Raw genomic sequence first — 19412 nt, forward strand, 5'->3', positions numbered from 1 at the left:
GCATGGCCGACAAGACGATGACCCCCGAGGAGGTCGCCTCCCGGCTGCGCAGCGGGATGACCCTGGGCATCGGCGGCTGGGGGTCGCGGCGCAAGCCGATGGCCCTGGTCAGAGCGGTGCTGCGGTCCGACGTACGGGACCTGACGGTGATCTCCTACGGCGGGCCCGACGTGGGCCTGCTGGCCGCGGCGGGCCGGATCCGCCGGCTCGTCGCCCCGTTCGCCACCCTGGACTCCATCCCGCTGGAGCCGCACTTCCGGGCCGCGCGGGAGAACGGCACCCTGGAGCTGACCGAGTACGACGAGGCCATGTTCATGTGGGGCCTGCACGCGGCGGCCAACCGGCTGCCGTTCCTGCCGGTGCGGGCCGGCCTGGGCTCGGACGTGATGCGGGTCAACCCGGAGCTGCGCACGGTCACCTCGCCCTACCCGGACGGGGAGACGTTCGTGGCGGTGCCCGCGCTGCGGATGGACGCGGCGCTGGTGCACCTCAACCGGGCCGACCGGCTGGGCAACGGCCAGTTCCTGGGCCCCGACCCGTACTTCGACGACCTGTTCTGCGAGGCGGCCGACGAGGCCTACGTCTCCTGCGAGCAGCTGGTCGACGGCTTCGGCACCGAGGCGCACCACACCCTGCTGGTCAGCAGGCACAGCGTCACCGGTGTGGTGGAGACACCCAACGGCGCGCACTTCACCTCGTGCGTGCCCGACTACGCGCGCGACGAGCCCTTCCAGAAGCTGTACGCGAGCACCCCCTGGGAGGACTTCGCCGCGCGCTTCCTGTCCGGCAAGAGCGAGCACGACTACCAGGCGGCCGTCCAGGCCTGGCACGAGGAGAGTCAGTGACCACCACGGCGACGAGGGCCGAGTACTGCGTGATCGCGTGCGCGGAGGCGTGGCGCGGCGACGGCGAGGTGCTGGCCAGCCCGATGGGCCTGATCCCGTCCATCGGGGCCCGGCTGGCCCGGCGCACCTTCTCCCCCGACCTGCTGCTCACCGACGGCGAGGCGCTGCTGCTGGCCCCCGACGGGGGCGTGGAGGGCTGGCTGCCCTACCGGCGCCACCTGACGCTGGTCACGAGCGGGAAGCGGCACGTGATGATGGGCGCCAGCCAGATCGACCGCTACGGCAACCAGAACATCTCCTGCGTCGGCGACTGGGAGCGGCCCCGGCGCCAGCTCCTGGGGGTGCGCGGCGCCCCGGTGAACACCCTGAACAACCCGGTCAGTTACTGGGTCCCGAAGCACTCGCCCCGGGTGTTCGTGGAGAAGGTCGACATGGTGTGCGGGGTGGGGTACGACCGGGCCGACGGCGCCCGCTACCACCGGCTGCCGCGCGTCGTCTCCGACCTCGGCGTCTTCGACTTCGACACCCCCGACCACCGGATGCGGCTGGTGTCGCTGCACCCGGGCGTGAGCGTGGAGCGGGTCGCCGCCGCGACCGGGTTCGACCTGGTCGTCGGCGACGACGTGCCGCACACCCGGGAGCCCACGGCCGAGGAACTGCGCCTGATCCGCGAGGAGATCGACCCGCGCGGGCAGCGCGAGCGCGAGGTGGCGGCCTGATGGAGACGGCCCTGACCAAGCTGGTCGGCGTCCGCCATCCGATCGTGCAGACCGGGATGGGCTGGGTGGCCGGGCCCCGCCTGGTGTCGGCCGCGGCGAACGCGGGCGCGCTGGGGATCCTGGCCTCGGCGACGATGACGGCGGAACAGCTGCGCTCGGCGGTGCGCGAGGTGAGGTCCCGTACGGCCGAGCCGTTCGGGGTGAACCTGCGGGCGGACGCCTCCGACGCGCGCGAGCGGGTGCGGATCCTGGTCGAGGAGGGCGTACGGGTCGCCTCCTTCGCGCTCGCCCCGTCCCGGGAGCTGATCGCCGAGCTGAAGGACGCGGGCCTGGTGGTGATCCCCTCGATCGGGGCGCGCCGGCACGCCGAGAAGGTCGCGGCCTGGGGCGCCGACGCGGTGGTGGTGCAGGGCGGCGAGGGCGGCGGGCACACCGGGGACGTGGCGACGACCGTGCTGCTGCCGCAGGTGGTGGACGCGGTGGACATCCCGGTGGTGGCGGCGGGCGGCTTCCACGACGGGCGGGGCCTGGTGGCGGCGCTGGCGTACGGGGCGGCGGGCGTCGCGATGGGCACCCGGTTCCTGCTGACCTCGGACTCGACGGTGCCGGACGCGGTCAAGGCCCGCTACCTGGCGGCCGGGGTGAAGGACGTGACGGTGACGACGGCGGTGGACGGGCTGCCGCACCGGATGCTGCGCACCGCCTTCGTGGACTCCCTGGAGTCCAGCGGCGGTGCGCGCCGGCTGCTGCGGGCGGTACGGCACGCCGCGGCGTTCCGCCGGGTCTCGGGCCTGTCCTGGCGGGCGATGGTCCGCGACGGGCTCGCCATGAAGCACGGCAAGGACCTGACGTGGAGCCAGGTCCTGCTGGCCGCGAACACCCCCATGCTGCTGAGGGCGTCCATGGTCGAGGGCCGCACCGACCTCGGCGTGATGGCGTCCGGGCAGGTCGCCGGGGTCATCGAGGACCTCCCCAGCTGCGAGGAACTCGTCCGGCGCGTGATGTCCGAGGCACGGCACGTGCTCGACACCCTGCCATCACCAGGGTGAACCCCCTCTCCCCGCACGGGAGTCACGTCAGGAGGCGTCGTCATGGCACGCAGGGCATTGACGCGACGCGCACTGCTGGGCACCGCCTGCGCCACCGCCGCCGCGGTGGCCACCACCGGATTCGTCAGGCCCGCCCGCGCGGCGGGCCGCCCCCTCGCGCTCCAGGGCGCGGTCAACGCACGCGACCTGGGCGGCCACCGCACGTACGACGGCAAGGCGGTGCGCACCGGCCTGCTGTACCGGGCGGACGCGCTCAACAAGCTCACCGACGCCGACCTGGGCGTCCTGGGCGCGCTGGGCCTGCGCCGGGTGGTGGACTTCAGGATCGCGGCGGAGGTCGGCTACGACGGCCCCGACCGGCTGCCGCCGGGGCTCGCCCCGACCGCCCGGCCGGTCACCGACAACGGCCTGTTCAGCACGCTGCTCACCACGATCGGCTCGCGCGACCCGGTGCTCCAGGAGCGGGTGTTCGGCGGCGGGCGGGCGGCCGCGTTCATGCGGGAGACCTACCGCTCGTTCGTCACCAGCGCCGCCAACCGGGCCGCGTTCGGGGCGACGCTGCGGGACGCGGCGGGCGGCCCGCTGCCGCTGCTGTACCACTGCACGGCGGGCAAGGACCGCACGGGCTGGACGAGTTACCTGGTCCTGACGCTGGTGGGGGTGCCCGAGCGGACCGCGACGGACGACTTCCTGGCGTCCAACGCCTACCGGGCCGCCTACGACGCGCAGGTGCGCGCGGGCCTGAAGCAGCAGGGCCTGATGCAGGACCCGGACCTGCTGGTCCCGCTCCAGGAGGTGCGCACCGAGTACCTGCGCACCGCCCTGGACCAGGCGGAGGCGGACTACGGGAGCCTGTACCGGTACGTGACCTCGGGCCTGGGCGTGGACCTGCGCACCCTGGTGGCGCTGCGGGAGCGGCTGGTGGGCTGAGGCGGCGCGTCCGGGGCGCGGGAGGCCGCGCCCCGGACCCCGCCCCGGGGTGCGCGGCCTACAGCCGTTCGACGATCGTCACGTTGGCCTGGCCGCCGCCCTCGCACATCGTCTGGAGCCCGAACCGGCCGCCGGTGCGCTCCAGTTCGTGCAGCAGCGTGGTCATCAGCCGGGCGCCGGTGGCGCCGAGCGGGTGGCCGAGCGCGATGGCGCCGCCGTTGACGTTGACCCGCTCCGGGTCGGCGCCGGTCTCCTTCAGCCAGGCCAGGACGACCGGCGCGAACGCCTCGTTGATCTCGACCAGGTCGATGTCGTCGATGGTCAGGCCGGTCTTCTTCAGGGCGTGCGCGGTGGCCGGGATCGGCGCGGACAGCATCCGGATGGGGTCCTCGCCGCGCACCGACAGGTGGTGGACCCGGGCCCGGGGGGTCAGCCCGTGCTCGCGCACCGCCCGCTCGCTGGCCAGCAGCAGGGCGGCGGCGCCGTCGGAGACCTGGGAGGAGCAGGCCGCGGTGATGGTGCCGCCGTCCACGACCGGCTTGAGGGCGGCCATCTTCTCCAGGGTGGTGTCGCGGCGCGGGCCCTCGTCGGCGGTGACCTCCCCGTACGGGACGGTCTCGCGGTCGAAGCGGCCCTCGTCGGCGGCGCGCACGGCCCGCTGGTGGGAGCGGAGCGCGAACTCCTCCTGGTCGCGGCGGGTGATGCCCCACTTGGCGGCGATCAGCTCGGCGCCGTGGAACTGGTTGACCGGCGCGTCCCCGTAGCGGGCGCGCCAGCCCTCGGAGCCCAGGAAGGGGCCCTCGGTGAGGCCGAGCGGCTCGGCGGCCTGCCGGGAGGCGAACGCGATCGGGATCATGGTCATGTTCTGGGTGCCGCCCGCGACGACCAGGTCCTGGGTGCCGGAGAGCACGCCCTGCGCGGCGAAGTGCAGGGCCTGCTGGGAGGAGCCGCACTGGCGGTCGACGGTGACGCCGGGCACCTCCTCGGGCAGCCCGGCGGCCAGCCAGGAGGTCCGGGCGACGTCCCCGGCCTGCGGGCCGACCGCGTCCAGGCAGCCGAAGACGACGTCCTCGACGGCGGCCGGGTCGACCCCGCTGCGCTCCATGAGGGCGGTGAGCACGTGGGCGCCCAGGTCGGCCGGGTGGACCGCCCCGAGCCCGCCCCTGCGCCGGCCCACCGGGGTGCGCACCGCTTCGACGATGTAGGCCTCGGCCATCAGAACTCCCCTGTTCCCGTGGTGGTTTACTCGCGTACGGCGATGCCGTCCAGCACCATCGAGAGGTACTGGCGGGCGATCTCCTCCGGGCTGTGCCGTCCGCCGGGCCGGTACCAGGAGGCGGCCACCCACACCGTGTCGCGCACGAAGCGGTAGGTGAGGCGGACGTCCAGGTCGGCGCGGAAGACGCCGTCGGCGACCCCGCGCTCCAGCGTGCCCAGCCAGGCCTTCTCGAACTTCACCTGCGAGTCGGAGAGGTAGCCGAAGCGCGGCTGGGCGGCGAGGTGGCGGGACTCCTTCTGGTAGATGGCGACGGCGGCGCGGTGCCGGTCGATCTCCCGGAAGGACTCGGTGACGAGGGCCTCGATGGTCGCCCGGGGCCCGAGCCCGGCAGCGAGCACGGTGTCGTACCCCGCCCAGAGCTCGTCGAGGAACGTCGAGAGGATCTCGTCGACCATCGACTCCTTGGAGTCGAAGTGGTAGTAGAGGCTGCCGGCGAGCATCCCGGCGGCGTCGGCGATCTTGCGGACGGTGGTGGCGTTGTACCCCTGGGCGGCGAACACCTCGGCCGCCGTGGCGAGGAGTTCACTGCGCCGCTCGGGTGCGGCGGTCACCTGCGGCTTCTTCCGGCCGGTCGGCTTGTTCGTTGGCACCCGCCCATTGTCCCGGGCCCGCCCACCCGCGCCGCCTCAGGCCCGCTGGCTGCTGACGGCGACGACCTCGCCGGTCATGTACGAGGAGTAGTCGCAGGCCAGGAAGACGATGACGTTGGCGACCTCCCAGGGCTCGGCGTAGCGCCCGAACGCCTCGCGGTCGGTGAGTTCTTCGAGGAGTTCCGCGGAGGTGACCTTCACCAGGTGCGGGTGCATCGCCAGGGACGGCGCGACGGCGTTGACCCGCACGCCGTGCTCGGCGGCCTCCAGGGCGGCGCAGCGGGTCAGGGCCATGACCCCGGCCTTGGCGGCGGCGTAATGGGCCTGTCCGGCCTGGGCGCGCCAGCCGACGACGGAGGCGTTGTTGACGATCACCCCGCCGCCGGGGGCGTCGCGGAAGTGGCGCAGGGCGGCGCGGGTGCAGCGAAAGGTGCCGCCCAGGGTGACGTCCAGGACGCGGGTCCACTGCTCGTCGGTCATGTCGGCGAGGGTGGCGGTGCCGCCGAGCCCGGCGTTGTTGACGACGACGTCGAGCCGGCCGTGCAGCCGTACCGCCTCCGCGAACAGCGCGCCGACCTGGGCCTCGTCGGTGACGTCGCAGGGCAGCGCGGCGACCGCATCGGCGCCGAACTCGGCGGCGAGGGCCTCGTGGGTCTCCTTCAGCCGGCGCGCGTGGGCGTCGGAGACGAGGACGCGGGCGCCCTCCTCGAGGAACTTGCGGGCGGTGGCCCCGCCGATGCCCGCTCCGGCGGCGGCGGTGACGACCGCGGTGCGGCCGTCGAGGAGCCCGTGCCCGGGAACGTACCGAACCTTGTTGTCCGTCACAGGGGCACGCTAACCTACCAAACACTTGTTAGGGAAGGTCTGCCGCCCGTCGCGCGAGGGGTGCGCGGCGGGGGCCGGAGGGAGCGGTGTCCGATGGACCTGGAGTACGGCGCCGGGGAGCAGGCCTTCCGCGAGGAGGCGCGGGCCTGGCTCACCGCCCACGTGCCGCGCGCACCGCTGCCCTCCCTGGAGACGGCGGAGGGCTTCGCCGCGCACCGCGCCTGGGAGGCGGAGCTGGCCGCGGACCGCTGGTCGGTGGTCGACTGGCCGCGGGAGTACGGCGGCCGGGGCGCGGACCTGCTGCGCTGGCTGGTCTTCGAGGAGGAGTACTACGCGGCGGGGGCGCCCGGCCGCGTCGCGCAGAACGGCGTCAACCTGCTCGCCCCGACCCTGTTCGACTTCGGCACCGAGGCCCAGCGGGCCCGGGTGCTGCCGCCGATGGCCGACGGCACGCAGATCTGGGCGCAGGCCTGGTCCGAGCCGGGCGCGGGCTCCGACCTGGCGTCCCTGGTCTCGCGGGCCGAGCGCACCGACGGCGGCTGGCTGCTGCACGGCCTGAAGACCTGGTCCTCGCGGGCGGCCTTCGCGGACCGGGCGTTCGGCCTGTTCCGCAGCGACCCGGACGCGGACCGGCCGCACCGGGGCCTGACGTACCTGATGTTCGACCTGCGCGCGCCCGGCGTCACCGTACGGCCCATCGGGCGGCTCGACGGGAAGCCCGCCTTCGCCGAACTCGCCCTGGACGGCGTGTTCGTGCCCGACGAGGACGTGATCGGCGAGCCCGGCGGGGGCTGGCGCATCGCCATGTCCGCGACCGGCAGCGAGCGCGGCCTGACCCTGCGCTCCCCCGGCCGCTTCCTGGCCTCCGCCGACCGCCTGGTGCGGCTGTGGCGCGAGGGCGGCGAGGACCCGGCGCTGCGCGGGCGGGTGGCGGACGCGGTGATCGGGGCGCGCGCCTACCAGCTGTTCACCCTGGCGGGCGCCTCCCGGTTCGCGGCGGGCGAGGCGATCGGTCCGGAGTCCAGCCTCAACAAGGTCTTCTGGTCCGAGTACGACATCGCGCTGCACGAGACGGCCCTGGACCTGCTGGGGCCGGACGCCGAGCTGGCGGACTCGCCGTGGGCCGAGGGGTACGTGTTCTCACTCGCCGGGCCGGTCTACGCGGGGACCAACGAGATCCAGCGCGACATCATCGCCGAGCGGCTGCTCGGCCTGCCGAAGGGCCGCCGCTGATGCGCTTCCTGCTCACCGAGGAGCAGCGGGCCTTCGCCCGCTCGCTGGACGCGATGCTCACCGCGGCCGACACCCCGGCGGTGGTACGGGCCTGGGGCGACGGCGAGCACGGGCCCGGGCTCGCGCTGTGGGGGCGGCTGGCCGACGCGGGCCTGTTCGCCCTCGCGGTGCCCGAGGAGTACGAGGGCGTCGGCCCGCTCCCCGTCGAACTGTGCGCCGCCTTCGTGGAGTTGGGGCGGCACGCGGCGCCGGGCCCGCTGGTGGAGACGGTGGCCGCCGCCGCGCTGCTCGGCGCGCTCGACGACCCGGGGCCGGCCAAGCGGCTGCTGCCGTCGCTGGCCTCGGGCGCGCTGCGGGCCGCCCTGGCGCACCCGGCGACCGGGCCCTACGCCCTGGACCCGGACGCGGCGGGGCTGCTGCTGGTGGTGGAGGGGAACGCGGTGCGGGCGGCGCCGGGGCACGAGGAGCCGCGGGCGTCCGCCGACCCGGCCCGCAGGCTGGCCCGGCCGCTGGCGGGCGGCGAGGTGCTGGGGGCGGGGGCCGGGGCGGTCGGGCGGGCACTCGACGTGGCGGCCCTGGTGACGGCCGCGCAGTCGCTGGGCGTCGGGCTCGCGCTGCTCGACCGGACCGTGGCGTACGTGAAGGAGCGGCGGCAGTTCGGGGTGGCCGTCGGCTCGTTCCAGGCGGTCAAGCACCGGCTCGCGGACACCCTGGTGGCCCTGGAGTTCGCCCGGCCGCTGGTGTTCGGCGCGGCGGTCACCGGGCGCGGCGCGGACGTGGCGGCGGCGAAGGCCGCGGCGGGCGAGGCGGCCTGCCTCGCCGCGCGCGCGGCCCTGCAACTGCACGGCGCCATCGGCTACACCGAGGAGCTGGACCTGTCCCTGTGGCTGCGCAAGGCGCGCCCGCTCAGGGACGCCTGGGGCACGCCCGCGCGCTGCCGGGAGCGGGTGCTCAGGCCGTAGCGGCCGGCTCGGGCTCGCGCGCTTCCCGCTCCTCGCCCGCCGGCACCGGCTCCGGGTCCTCCCCGGCCAGGGCCCGCTCGACGCTCGCCGGGTCGTCGTCGAAGACGACGGCGGGGGCGGCGGGCGCGGGCACGGCGGCCGGGCCGGCCGGGGCGGCCTTGGCGGAGCGCCGCAGGGCGGCGATGCAGGTGTCCAGCGCGGACTGGAGCGACTCCAGCTGGCGCACCATGTCGTCCTCGTAGATGTCGTCGAGGTCGAGCGCGTCGTCCAGGGTGAGCTCCTCGAAGACCTTGGTGGCCTTCTGCAGGCTGCTGTAGAACTTGGTCCGCCGCTCCTGCACCCGCAGCTGCGGGTCGGCCTCGACCGCCTCCACGACCAGCTGCCTGACCGTGTCGTACGCCTCGGCGGCCCACTCGCCGGCCTGCTCGCCCTCGTCCAGCTCGTCGATCAGCGACAGGTGGCGCTCGGCCTCGGCGCGCAGCTCGGCGGGCGCCTCGATCTTCTGCCCGGCCGGGGTCTTGACCTCGCCCTTCTCCACGATCTGGCGGACGTAGCCGATCCGGTCGGCGACCTTGGCCTCGGTGGCGACGGCCTTCTTCAGCTCGTCGGTGCGGGCGATGTCGCGGGCGATCTCCGTCTGCAGCGCCGGGTCCTCCTTGACCCGGTCGAGCAGCGCCTGGCGGGCGGCCTGGGCGGTGGAGGGGTCGGCGAGGATCGCGGCGCGCAGGGCGGTCGGGTTCTCGGCGACCTCCAGGGCCTTGGTGGGGCGGATGCCCTCGGCCTCGGCGGCGGCGGTGATGGCGGTGCCGCGCACGGAGGTGGCGCTGTTGCGGGAGGAGTAGTAGGAGAGCCAGAGGTCGGCCTCGGGCAGCTCGACGTCCTGGCCGGGGGCCAGCGCCTCGAACTGCGGGACCAGGCCGTCGTCGGCCGCCATGTCCCAGGCCTTGTAGTAGCGCATGACCCGGTCCGGGGAGCAGTCGGCGAGCTCGGCGAACTCCTTGGCCGACACCTTCTCGCTCCCCTCGGCCGGCTGGCCGCCGGGCCGCACGCTGCGGGCCACCTTCAGCGCGAAGGCCCAGCCCCCGGTGCGCGCGTAGATCCCGAAGTCACGGGCGTCGCGGGCGACGGGGCCGTCCGTGGCGGGGGCGTCCGTGGCGGCGGCGGGGACGCCGTCCTGGGGCGCGGTCTCAGAGGTCACGGGGCTCTCCTGGAGGCAGAGGGGCGACGGGGCAAAGCCTGAAGCCTAGTGCACGGTTCGCACCCTTCACGGCATTCCTCACGATCACCGCCGGGACCGGCCCCCTGCCCGCGCGGGGCTCCCGGGACAGCCTAGCTCCGTACGATCCCACGGGCCCGGGCGGCTGTGAGCCAGAGCGGGAACTCGCCCAGCAGGCGGTCGTACAGCGTCATGTCCGGCACCCTTCGGGGGTCGCGCCCGGCGGGGAAGAAGCCCGCGTTGTCCACCGGCCGCTTCTGGGGCACCGGGAGCTCGTCGAGCTTGCGCAGGAAGTCGAACTGCTTGCTGTGGGGATCGCCGAATCCCACGAACTGCCAGAACATCGGGAGACCGGCCGCCTTGCACAGGTACCGCTCGGCGGCCTGGCGGCTGGACGGCCCGCCGTCCGTCTGGAAGATCACCAGCGCGGGGTCGTCGGCCCCGCTGTCGAGGTAGTGGTCGATCACCGCGTCCATCGCCAGGTGGTAGTTGGTCCGGCCCATGTGCCCGAGCCCGGACACGATCCGGCCGATGCGCCCCTGGTGGTCGCCGATCTCGATCTCCGTCTCGGCGTCCACGTCCGTCGAGAAGAACACCACCGGCACCCGCCCGTCGTCGTCGAAGTGCCCGGCGAGGCCGAGGACCCGGTCGGCCAGCGCCTGCACGGTGCCGTCCTGGTAGTACGGCCGCATCGAACCGGAGTAGTCGAGCACCAGGTAGACCGCCGCGCACTCGTCGCCGAGCCCCAGCCGCTCGACGCTCGCCCCGGCGCTCTTGTACAGGCTGACCAGGGCGGGGGCGGTCTCCTCGATCTTGCTGAGGCTGATGGCCACGGGCGGCTCCTCCGTGCGGCGGCGGGACGGCTGCCGAGGTTACGCCACGTGCCGCCCCGCCGCGTCCGGTTCAGCGCTCCTGGAAGGCGGGCAGCGCGAACACCCGTTCCTTGCCCGCGTCGTCCATCAACTCCACCAGCGGCAGCACCAGTTCCCACAGGTCCCGCTTGTCGACCTCGCGGGCGAGCGCGTCCAGCTCCTCGTCGCTCAGCCGCGCGGCGGCCCCCGCGACGACCGTGCGGGAGGCGGGCGGCAGCAGCTCGACCAGCGGCAGGAACTCCGCCCACAGCCCGGTGTCCACCACCGCGCGGACGATCCCCTCCAGGACCCCCGGCGCGCTCAGGGACGGCAGGCCCGCCACCCGGCGCCGCTCCTCCTCGCCCAGCAGCGCCACCAGCGGCAGCAGCGACTCCCACAGGTCCTGCTCCGCCACCACCGCGACCAGGCCGTCCAGCACCTCGGACGGCTGGGCGGCGGCCAGCGCGGCGATCGCGGCCCGCTGCCCGCCCTCGACCATCCCGGCGACCGCGAGCGCCTCGGGCCACAGTCCGTCGGCGGCCGAGGCGACCACCCGGGCCAGCCGCTCCTCGCCCATCAGCTCCACGATCCGGCCGAGGCGTTCGGGCCGGTCGACGGCGAACCCGGTGCGCAGCACCACGTCGTCGGCGACCTGCGGCAGGATCCGCTCCAGGGCGTGGTCGCGCAGATGGCCGACGAAGCGGCCCATGGTGAGGTGGTCGCCGCGCTCGGCGAGGGCCACCGAGATCCGTACGACCAGGCCCTCGTCGAGCTTGTCGACGATGCCCCCGATGGCGCGCGGGTCGAGGTGGGCGCAGGACTCGGCGGTGAAGGCGACGGGCAGCTTCTCGATGATGTCGGCGGCCCGCCCGGCGTCCAGGCGTCCGGCGACGGCCGCGGCGAGGCGGGGACCGAGGGCCTTCTGGGAGATGGCGGCGGCCACTCCGGCGGGCACCAGCTTGGTGGCCCCGGCGATCCGGTCGAGCATCTCGGGCTGGCCGTCGTGGAGCGCGGCGACGGCCTGTTCGCGCAGCCGCCGCACGTCCTCGGCGGGCAGGGCGGCGAGGAAGGCGAGGCGTTCGGGCTCCTCGTCGAGGAGGGCGGCGATCTTCCGGGTCTCGGCCCGGTTGCGCAGCTTGTCCATGGCGACGGCTCCGCTCACTTGAAGAGGATGCGGCGTACGGGACCCCGCGCCAGGGCGGGCACGAGCTTGAGGGCCTCTTCGGCGGCCTCTTCCAGGCCGGAGGCGCGGGAGGTCCGTCCGCGCTCCAGCGCGTCGGACAGCAGATTGAGCTGATCGTCCGTCAGTTCGCTGACGGACTGCGGCGGTTGCCCGCCGAGCTCGGTGGTCAGTCGATCCAGGGCCGGGGTGCTCAACAGGTCCTCCAGGGGGACGTCGGAGCGGCTCACCGAGGAGACTGGAGCGTTTTTGAATTTAAGTCAATACCGCCGGGTAGGGTCCGCCGCACCCCGTCGGCCGCGCCGTACGGACCCGGACGCACCGCGGCGCCCACCCAGTCGTCCGGTCGGGGACAGGTCGGGTGAGCGCCGCGCTCAGTTCCGTACTCCGTTGTACGGGACGTGCGGGGGCCTGATCAGACCGTCAGTGAACGGTCCGTCGGGCGGATCGGGGCCGGCAGTGCGCTGGCGCCCGTGAGGTAGCGGTCCACGCCGCGGGCGGCCGAGCGGCCCTCCGCGATGGCCCACACGATGAGGGACTGGCCGCGGCCCGCGTCACCGGCGACGTACACGCCGTCGACGTTGGTCGCGAACTCCGCGTCGCGGGCGATGTTACCCCGCTCGTCCAGGTCGAGGCCGAACTGGGTCACCAGGCCGTTCTCGGTGTCCGTGCCGGTGAAGCCCATCGCCAGGGTGACCAGCTGCGCGGGGATCCTCCGCTCGGTGCCGAGCTTCTGGCTGAGCTTGCCGTCCACGAACTCGACCTCGATGAGGTGCAGGAACTGCACGTTGCCGTCCTCGTCGCCCTCGAAGTGGGTGGTGGAGACGGAGTAGACCCGCTCGCCGCCCTCCTCGTGCGCCGAGGTGACCTTGTACAGCATCGGGAACGTCGGCCAGGGCTGGCCCGCCGCGCGCTCCTCGCCCGGGCGGGGCATGATCTCCAGCTGGGTGACCGAGGCGGCGCCCTGGCGGTGGGCGGTGCCCACGCAGTCCGCGCCGGTGTCGCCGCCGCCGATGACCACCACGTGCTTGCCCTCGGCCGTCAGGGGCGGCGCCACGAAGTCGCCCTCCTGCACCTTGTTGGCCAGCGGCAGGTACTCCATCGCCTGGTGGATGCCGTTCAGCTCGCGGCCGGGGACCGGGAGGTCGCGGGCGGTGGTGGCGCCGGCCGCGATGACGACCGCGTCGAACCGCTTGCGCAGGCCGGTCGCCGTCAGGTCGCGGCCGATCTCGATGCCGGTGCGGAACTTGGTGCCCTCCGCGCGCATCTGCTCGATGCGGCGGTTGATGTGCCGCTTCTCCATCTTGAACTCGGGGATGCCGTAGCGCAGCAGGCCGCCGATGCGGTCGGCGCGCTCGTACACGACCACGGTGTGGCCGGCCCGGGTCAGCTGCTGGGCGGCGGCCAGGCCCGCCGGGCCCGAGCCGATCACCGCGACGGTCTTGCCGGACAGCCGCTCGGGCGCCTGCGCCTTGACGTCACCGGCGTCCCACGCCTTGTCGATGATCGAGACCTCGACGTTCTTGATGGTGACGGCCGGCTGGTTGATGCCGAGCACGCACGCCGCCTCGCACGGGGCCGGGCACAGGCGTCCGGTGAACTCCGGGAAGTTGTTCGTGGCGTGCAGCCGCTCGGAGGCGGCCGTCCAGTCGTCGCGGTAGGCGAAGTCGTTCCACTCGGGGATCAGGTTCCCCAGCGGACAGCCGTTGTGGCAGAACGGGATGCCGCAGTCCATGCAGCGGCCGGCCTGCTTGCTGATGATCGGCAGCAGGGAGCCGGGGACGTAGACCTCGTTCCAGTCCTTGACGCGCTCGGCGACCGGGCGGGACGTGGCGGTCTCGCGCCCGGTGGTGAGGAAGCCCTTCGGGTCAGCCATGGGTCGCCGCCTCCATCATCTTCTCGGTGGTCTCCTGCTCGGAGAGACCGGCGAGCTCAGCGGCTTCCTTGGCGGCGAGCACGGCCTTGTACGTGGTGGGGATGATCTTGCTGAACCGGTCCGCGCTCACGGACCAGTCGGCCAGCAGCTTCTCGGCGACGGTGGAGCCCGTCTCCTCGAAGTGGCGGCGCACGACCTCGTGCAGCCACTGCCGGTCGGCGTCGGACGGGGCCTCGACCGCGCCCAGGTTCCCGGAGTTGACGTTGTCCCGGTCCAGGTCGATGACGTACGCGACACCGCCGGACATGCCCGCCGCGAAGTTGCGGCCGGTCTCGCCCAGGACGACCGCGTGGCCGCCGGTCATGTACTCGCAGCCGTGGTCGCCGACGCCCTCGGAGACCACCAGCGCACCGGAGTTGCGGACGCAGAAGCGCTCGCCGGTGCGGCCGCGCAGGAACAGCTCGCCGCCGGTGGCGCCGTAGGCGATGGTGTTGCCCGCGATGGTCGAGTACTCGGCCAGGTGGTCGGCGCCGCGGTCCGGGCGGACCACGACCCGGCCGCCGGACAGGCCCTTGCCCACGTAGTCGTTGGCGTCGCCCTCGAGCCGCAGCGTGACGCCGCGGGGCAGGAACGCGCCGAAGGACTGGCCGGCCGAGCCGGTGAAGGTGATGTCGACGGTGTCGTCGGGCAGGCCCGCGCCGCCGAACTTCTTCGTCACCTCGTGGCCCAGCATGGTGCCGACCGTGCGGTTGATGTTGCGGATCGACACCTGGGCGCGCACCGGCTGGGCGGCCTCGGCGGTGTCGGCGTGCAGGGCGTCGGCGGCGAGCCTGATCAGCTCGTTGTCGAGCGCCTTCTCCAGGCCGTGGTCCTGCTCGACCAGCTGGTGGCGCACCGCGCCCTCGGCCAGCTCGGGCACGTGGAACAGCGGCTCCAGGTTCAGGCCCTGGGCCTTCCAGTGGTCCACCGCGCGCGCGGTGTCCAGGAGTTCGGCGTGGCCGACGGCCTCCTCCAGCGTACGGAAGCCCAGTTCGGCGAGGAGCTCGCGGACCTCCTCGGCGATGAACTCGAAGAAGTTGACCACGAACTCCGGCTTGCCGGAGAAGCGCTCGCGCAGCACCGGGTTCTGGGTGGCGATGCCGACCGGGCAGGTGTCCAGGTGGCAGACGCGCATCATGACGCAGCCGGACACCACCAGCGGGGCGGTCGCGAAGCCGAACTCCTCGGCGCCCAGCAGGGCGGCGATGACGACGTCGCGGCCGGTCTTGAGCTGGCCGTCGGTCTGCACCACGATCCGGTCGCGCAACCCGTTGAGCAGCAGCGTCTGCTGGGTCTCGGCCAGGCCGAGCTCCCAGGGGCCGCCCGCGTGCTTCAGCGAGGTGAGCGGGGAGGCGCCGGTGCCGCCGTCGTGGCCGGAGATCAGCACGACGTCCGCGTGGGCCTTGGAGACGCCCGCCGCGACCGTGCCCACGCCGACCTCGGAGACCAGCTTCACGTGGATGCGGGCCGCCGGGTTGGCGTTCTTCAGGTCGTGGATGAGCTGGGCGAGGTCCTCGATGGAGTAGATGTCGTGGTGCGGCGGCGGGGAGATCAGGCCGACGCCCGGGGTGGAGTGCCGGGTCCTGGCCACCCACGGGTAGACCTTGTGGCCGGGCAGCTGGCCGCCCTCGCCGGGCTTGGCGCCCTGGGCCATCTTGATCTGGATGTCGTCGGCGTTGACCAGGTACTCGGAGGTGACGCCGAAGCGGCCGGAGGCGACCTGCTTGATCGACGAGCGGCGCGCCGGGTCGTACAGGCGGTCCGGGTCCTCGCCGCCCTCACCGGTGTTGGACTTGCCGCCCAGCTGGTTCATCGCGATGGCGAGCGTCTCGTGGGCCTCGCGGGAGATCGAGCCGTACGACATGGCGCCGGTGGAGAAGCGCTTGACGATCTCGCTCACGGGCTCGACCTCGTCCAGCGGGATCGACTCGCGGCCGGACGCGAAGCCGAACAGGCCGCGCAGCGTCATCAGCCGCTCGGACTGCTCGTTCACGCGGTCCGTGTACTTCTTGAAGATGTCGTAGCGGCGCGAGCGGGTCGCGTGCTGCAGCCGGAAGACCGTGTCCGGGTCGAACAGGTGCGGCTCGCCCTCGCGGCGCCACTGGTACTCGCCGCCGATCTCCAGCGCGCGGTGCGCCGAGGCGATGCCGCTGGCCGGGTACGCCTTGGCGTGCCGGGCGGCGACCTCCTTGGCGACGACGTCGAGGCCGGCGCCACCGATCTTGGTGGCGGTGCCCACGAAGTACTTCTCGACGAACGCGTCGTCCAGGCCGACGGCCTCGAAGACCTGGGCGCCGCGGTAGGAGGCGACGGTGGAGATGCCCATCTTGGACATCACCTTGAGCACGCCCTTGCCCAGCGCGTAGATCAGGTTGCGGATGGCCTGCTCGGGCTCGACGCCCTCGATGAACGTACCGGCCGCGACCAGGTCCTCGACGGACTCCATGGCGAGGTAGGGGTTGACGGCGGCGGCGCCGAAGCCGATCAGCAGCGCGACGTGGTGGACCTCGCGCACGTCACCGGCCTCGACCAGCAGGCCCACCTGGGTGCGCTGCTTGGTGCGGATGAGGTGGTGGTGCACGGCGGCGGTGAGCAGCAGCGACGGGATCGGCGCGTGCTCGGCGTCGGAGTGCCGGTCGGAGAGCACGATCAGCCGGGCGCCGGCCTCGATGGCGGCGTCGGCCTCGGCGCACACCGTGTCGATCCGGGCGGCGAGGGCGTCGCCGCCGCCGCTGACCCGGTACAGGCCGGACAGGGTCGCGGCCTTGAGGCCGGGCATGTCGCCGTCGGCGTTGATGTGGATGAGCTTGGCCAACTCGTCGTTGTCGATCACCGGGAAGGGCAGGGTGACCGAGCGGCAGGACGCGGCGTTCGGGTCGAGCAGGTTGCTGCCCGGGCCGAGCGAGGAGTGCAGCGAGGTGACGAGCTCCTCGCGGATGGCGTCCAGCGGCGGGTTGGTGACCTGCGCGAAGAGCTGGGTGAAGTAGTCGAAGAGCAGCCGGGGGCGGGCGGAGAGCGCGGCGATCGGCGAGTCGGTGCCCATGGAGCCGATCGGCTCGGCGCCGGTGCGGGCCATCGGCGCGACCAGGACGCGCAGCTCCTCCTCGGTGTAGCCGAAGGTCTGCTGGCGGCGGGTGACCGAGGCGTGCGTGTGCACGATGTGCTCGCGCTCGGGCAGGTCCTCCAGCTCGATGATCCCGGCTTCCAGCCAGTCCTGGTAGGGCTGCTCGGCGGCGAGGCCGGCCTTGATCTCGTCGTCCTCGATGATGCGGTGCTCGGCGGTGTCGACGAGGAACATCCGGCCCGGCTGCAGCCGGCCCTTGCGGACCACCTTGGCGGGGTCGATGTCCAGGACGCCGACCTCGGAGGAGAGCACGACGAGGCCCTCGTCGGTGACCCAGTAGCGGCCGGGGCGCAGGCCGTTGCGGTCGAGCACCGCGCCGACCTGGACGCCGTCGGTGAAGGTGACGCAGGCCGGGCCGTCCCAGGGCTCCATCAGCGTGGAGTGGTACTGGTAGAAGGCGCGCCGGGCCGGGTCCATCGAGTCGTGGTTCTCCCACGCCTCGGGGACCATCATCAGCACCGAGTGCGGCAGCGAGCGGCCGCCCAGGTGCAGCAGCTCCAGGACCTCGTCGAAGGAGGCGGAGTCGGAGGCGTCCGGGGTGCAGACCGGGAAGATGCGCTCGATGTCCTTGTCGGCGCCGCCGAACAGGTCGGAGACGAGCTGGGACTCGCGGGCCCGCATCCAGTTCCGGTTGCCCTTGACCGTGTTGATCTCGCCGTTGTGCGCGACGAAGCGGTACGGGTGGGCCAGCGGCCAGCTCGGGAAGGTGTTCGTGGAGAACCGGGAGTGCACGAGCGCGACGGCGGTGGCGCAGCGCCGGTCGGACAGGTCCGGGAAGAAGGGCTCCAGCTGACCGGTGGTGAGCATGCCCTTGTAGACGATGGTCCGGGCGGAGAGCGACGGGAAGTAGGTCGCGGCCTCGCGCTCGGAGCGCTTGCGCAGCACGAACGCCTTGCGGTCCAGCGCGAGGCCGGTGCTGGTGCCGTCGGCGACGAAGAGCTGGCGGAAGACGGGCATGGTGGAGCGGGCGGAGGCGCCGAGCAGGTTCGGCGCGACCGGGACCTCGCGCCAGCCGAGGACGTCGAGGCCCTCTTCGGCGGCGATCGTCTCGATCCTCGAGACGGCGGCGTCCGCGCCGTCCTCGGGGAGGAAGGCGATGCCGACGGCGTACGCGCCGGCCTCGGGCAGCTCGAACCCGGCGACCTCGCGCAGGAACGCGTCCGGGACCTGGAGCAGGATGCCCGCACCGTCGCCGGAGTCCGGCTCGGAGCCGGTGGCGCCGCGGTGTTCCAGGTTGCGCAGTACGGTCAGCGCCTGCTCGACCAGCGCGTGGCTGGCAACACCGGTGAGGGTGGCCACGAACCCGACGCCACAGGCGTCGTGCTCGTTACGGGGGTCGTACATCCCCTGCGGTGCGGGGCGACCGTCCATGGGCGACCAGGCGTCGGAACGCATCGGCTCTCCCGTCGTCGTCGTGGCATGTGCAGTGCCGAGGGACGACGTTGGCCCTCCGCGAAATTTCGTGCAGGTTACATGATGGAATGCTTCTCGAAAAGCGGATACTTCATTCCAGCATGCGGACACCGCGGGTAGCGGTGGAGTGAGTGGGGAGCGGGGCTTCGTTGCCCTCGGCGAGTCCCACGGCAGCGCCTACGGCTCATGCCCGGTGGTCAAGTAATCGAAACCGGCAGGTAACGGCTACTTATTCGGCGCTCCGCATAGTGTCTCACCTCAAGAGGAATCCAGGCCAGGGACGTTCGTCACAACACGTGCTCCCCCACCGCGCCCCCGCTCCGCGCGGGGCACGCGCCCCGCCTCGCGCGGCACGGCCCCGCACCCCTACAGCGCGGCCCCGAAGAGGATGCCCAGGCCGTACGTGACGGCCGCCGCGGCCCCGCCGAGCGCCAGCTGCCGCAGTCCGCTGAACCACCAGCTGCGCGCGGTCACCCGCGCCACCACCGCGCCGCAGCCGAACAGGCCGACCAGCGCGAGGAGCACCGCAGGCCACAGCTGGGTGGCGCCGAGCAGGTACGGCAGCAGCGGCAGCAGGGCGCCCAGCGCGAAGGAGCCGAAGGACGACACGGCGGCCACCATCGGCGACGGCAGGTCGTCGGGGTCGATGCCCAGCTCCTCGCGGGCGTGGATCTCCAGCGCCTGCTCGGGGTCCTTCGACAGCTGCATCGCGACCTCGCGGGCCAGCGCGGGCTCGACGCCGCGCGCCACGTACAGCGCGGCCAGCTCCTCCATCTCGTCGACCGGGTGCTTGCGCAGCTCGCGCCGCTCGACGTCCAGCTCGGCCTCGACCAGCTCGCGCTGGGAGGCGACGGAGGTGTACTCGCCGGCCGCCATGGAGAAGGCACCGGCGGCCAGTCCGGCGAGCCCGGTGATGACGATGGTCTGGTGCGAGACGGCGCCGCCCGCGACGCCGGTCATCAGGGCCAGGTTGGAGACGAGCCCGTCCATCGCGCCGAACACGGCGGGCCGCAGCCAGCCGCCGTTGACGTCCCGGTGGGTGTGGTTGTCGCGGTGCGCCTCGTGCAGCGACGCCTCGGTCTCGATGATGGACACGGCTCTCCCCTTGATCTTGCTCGCGGCAGGGCCGGGCCGTGCGCCCCGCCTCCCCCTCAGGCCTCGAAAATACGCCCGAACGTAAGGGGCGCGCCAGCAAGTAAGGCCTTACTTACGAAGGCTGGCCTCACCTACCTCCCCCGCGAGCGCCCGGGCGGCTGCCCGAGTGGCTGCCCGGGTGACACT

The 19412-nt window shown here is 73.4% G+C and carries 16 protein-coding genes; 6 read left to right on the forward strand and 10 right to left on the reverse strand.

All coding sequences use genetic code 11. The features are described from left to right. The first annotated feature begins 2 nt into the window (after positions 1–2). From ABT160_RS11350 to ABT160_RS11365, 4 genes are read left to right on the forward strand one after another with little or no spacing between them, the layout of a single operon-like run. Complete coding sequence (locus tag ABT160_RS11350) at positions 3–845, forward strand: CoA transferase subunit A (protein WP_351646369.1); 843 nt, start codon at positions 3–5, stop codon at positions 843–845. After that, positions 842–1564: a CoA-transferase subunit beta gene (locus ABT160_RS11355; protein WP_351646371.1), complete on the forward strand. Its 723-nt coding sequence runs from the start codon at positions 842–844 to the stop codon at positions 1562–1564. Before ABT160_RS11350 ends, ABT160_RS11355 begins: the two co-directional genes overlap by 4 nt. Further along, on the forward strand, positions 1564–2613 hold the full coding sequence (locus tag ABT160_RS11360; RefSeq protein ID WP_351646373.1) for an NAD(P)H-dependent flavin oxidoreductase: 1050 nt from the start codon (positions 1564–1566) through the stop codon (positions 2611–2613). Before ABT160_RS11355 ends, ABT160_RS11360 begins: the two co-directional genes overlap by 1 nt. Before the next feature lie 42 nt (positions 2614–2655). Then, positions 2656–3543: a tyrosine-protein phosphatase gene (locus tag ABT160_RS11365; RefSeq protein ID WP_351646375.1), complete on the forward strand. Its 888-nt coding sequence runs from the start codon at positions 2656–2658 to the stop codon at positions 3541–3543. Positions 3544–3601: 58 nt separating this feature from the next. On the opposite strand, the gene ABT160_RS11370 is transcribed toward ABT160_RS11365, so the two are convergent. From ABT160_RS11370 to ABT160_RS11380, 3 genes are read right to left on the reverse strand one after another with little or no spacing between them, the layout of a single operon-like run. Beyond that, a complete protein-coding gene (locus ABT160_RS11370) occupies positions 3602–4759 on the reverse strand; it encodes an acetyl-CoA C-acetyltransferase (RefSeq protein ID WP_351646377.1) in 1158 nt (385 codons plus the stop codon). A 26-nt stretch (positions 4760–4785) separates the two neighbouring features. Continuing rightward, the gene (locus ABT160_RS11375) at positions 4786–5412 is read right to left on the reverse strand and encodes a TetR/AcrR family transcriptional regulator (protein WP_351646379.1); all 627 of its coding nucleotides are present in this window, start codon (positions 5410–5412) and stop codon (positions 4786–4788) included. 36 nt (positions 5413–5448) lie between these two features. Then, the gene (locus ABT160_RS11380; protein WP_351646381.1) at positions 5449–6237 is read right to left on the reverse strand and encodes an SDR family oxidoreductase; all 789 of its coding nucleotides are present in this window, start codon (positions 6235–6237) and stop codon (positions 5449–5451) included. A 93-nt stretch (positions 6238–6330) separates the two neighbouring features. Between ABT160_RS11380 and ABT160_RS11385 the strand changes: the two genes are divergently transcribed. Together ABT160_RS11385 and ABT160_RS11390 are read left to right on the forward strand one after the other, a co-directional pair. Then, entirely contained in the window at positions 6331–7470 is a 1140-nt protein-coding gene (locus ABT160_RS11385) for an acyl-CoA dehydrogenase family protein (protein ID WP_351646382.1), read from the forward strand. Beyond that, on the forward strand, positions 7470–8432 hold the full coding sequence (locus tag ABT160_RS11390; RefSeq protein WP_351646384.1) for an acyl-CoA dehydrogenase family protein: 963 nt from the start codon (positions 7470–7472) through the stop codon (positions 8430–8432). The genes ABT160_RS11385 and ABT160_RS11390 overlap by 1 nt, the downstream gene beginning before the upstream one ends. On the opposite strand, the gene ABT160_RS11395 is transcribed toward ABT160_RS11390, so the two are convergent. From ABT160_RS11395 to ABT160_RS11425, 7 genes are all read right to left on the reverse strand, one after another. Continuing rightward, a complete protein-coding gene (locus ABT160_RS11395; RefSeq protein ID WP_351646386.1) occupies positions 8422–9630 on the reverse strand; it encodes a hypothetical protein in 1209 nt (402 codons plus the stop codon). The genes ABT160_RS11390 and ABT160_RS11395 overlap by 11 nt on opposite strands. 131 nt (positions 9631–9761) lie before the next feature. Beyond that, a complete protein-coding gene (locus ABT160_RS11400; protein ID WP_351646388.1) occupies positions 9762–10481 on the reverse strand; it encodes a vWA domain-containing protein in 720 nt (239 codons plus the stop codon). A 70-nt stretch (positions 10482–10551) separates the two neighbouring features. Further along, positions 10552–11661, reverse strand: coding sequence for a hypothetical protein (locus ABT160_RS11405; RefSeq protein ID WP_351646390.1), 1110 nt, complete (start codon positions 11659–11661; stop codon positions 10552–10554). Next, a complete protein-coding gene (locus ABT160_RS11410) occupies positions 11658–11909 on the reverse strand; it encodes a hypothetical protein (RefSeq protein WP_351646392.1) in 252 nt (83 codons plus the stop codon). The genes ABT160_RS11405 and ABT160_RS11410 overlap by 4 nt, the downstream gene beginning before the upstream one ends. A gap of 185 nt (positions 11910–12094) precedes the next feature. Continuing rightward, positions 12095–13555, reverse strand: a complete 1461-nt coding sequence (locus tag ABT160_RS11415) for a glutamate synthase subunit beta (protein WP_351646394.1) — start codon at positions 13553–13555, stop codon at positions 12095–12097. Further along, positions 13548–18113 carry a glutamate synthase large subunit gene (gene gltB / locus ABT160_RS11420; RefSeq protein ID WP_351646396.1) on the reverse strand — a complete coding sequence of 1522 codons (4566 nt, stop codon included), beginning with the start codon at positions 18111–18113 and terminating at the stop codon, positions 13548–13550. Before gltB ends, ABT160_RS11415 begins: the two co-directional genes overlap by 8 nt. Positions 18114–18497: 384 nt before the next feature. Continuing rightward, a complete protein-coding gene (locus ABT160_RS11425; RefSeq protein ID WP_351646397.1) occupies positions 18498–19226 on the reverse strand; it encodes a VIT1/CCC1 transporter family protein in 729 nt (242 codons plus the stop codon). Between the last annotated feature and the right edge of the window lie 186 nt (positions 19227–19412).

It is taken from the genome of Streptomyces sp. NPDC001941, assembly GCF_040296945.1.
Lineage (GTDB): Bacteria > Actinomycetota > Actinomycetes > Streptomycetales > Streptomycetaceae > Streptomyces.

What these genes read in the sequence shown, in the direction of transcription:
- ABT160_RS11350 (WP_351646369.1), top strand. Translation starts at nt 3, where the DNA reads ATGGCCGACAAGACGATGACCCCCGAGGAGGTCGCCTCCCGGCTGCGC.
- gltB (WP_351646396.1), bottom strand. Translation starts at nt 18,113, where the DNA reads ATGCGTTCCGACGCCTGGTCGCCCATGGACGGTCGCCCCGCACCGCAG.
- ABT160_RS11360 (WP_351646373.1), top strand. Translation starts at nt 1,564, where the DNA reads ATGGAGACGGCCCTGACCAAGCTGGTCGGCGTCCGCCATCCGATCGTG.
- ABT160_RS11370 (WP_351646377.1), bottom strand. Translation starts at nt 4,759, where the DNA reads ATGGCCGAGGCCTACATCGTCGAAGCGGTGCGCACCCCGGTGGGCCGG.
- ABT160_RS11415 (WP_351646394.1), bottom strand. Translation starts at nt 13,555, where the DNA reads ATGGCTGACCCGAAGGGCTTCCTCACCACCGGGCGCGAGACCGCCACG.
- ABT160_RS11365 (WP_351646375.1), top strand. Translation starts at nt 2,656, where the DNA reads ATGGCACGCAGGGCATTGACGCGACGCGCACTGCTGGGCACCGCCTGC.
- ABT160_RS11385 (WP_351646382.1), top strand. Translation starts at nt 6,331, where the DNA reads ATGGACCTGGAGTACGGCGCCGGGGAGCAGGCCTTCCGCGAGGAGGCG.
- ABT160_RS11390 (WP_351646384.1), top strand. Translation starts at nt 7,470, where the DNA reads ATGCGCTTCCTGCTCACCGAGGAGCAGCGGGCCTTCGCCCGCTCGCTG.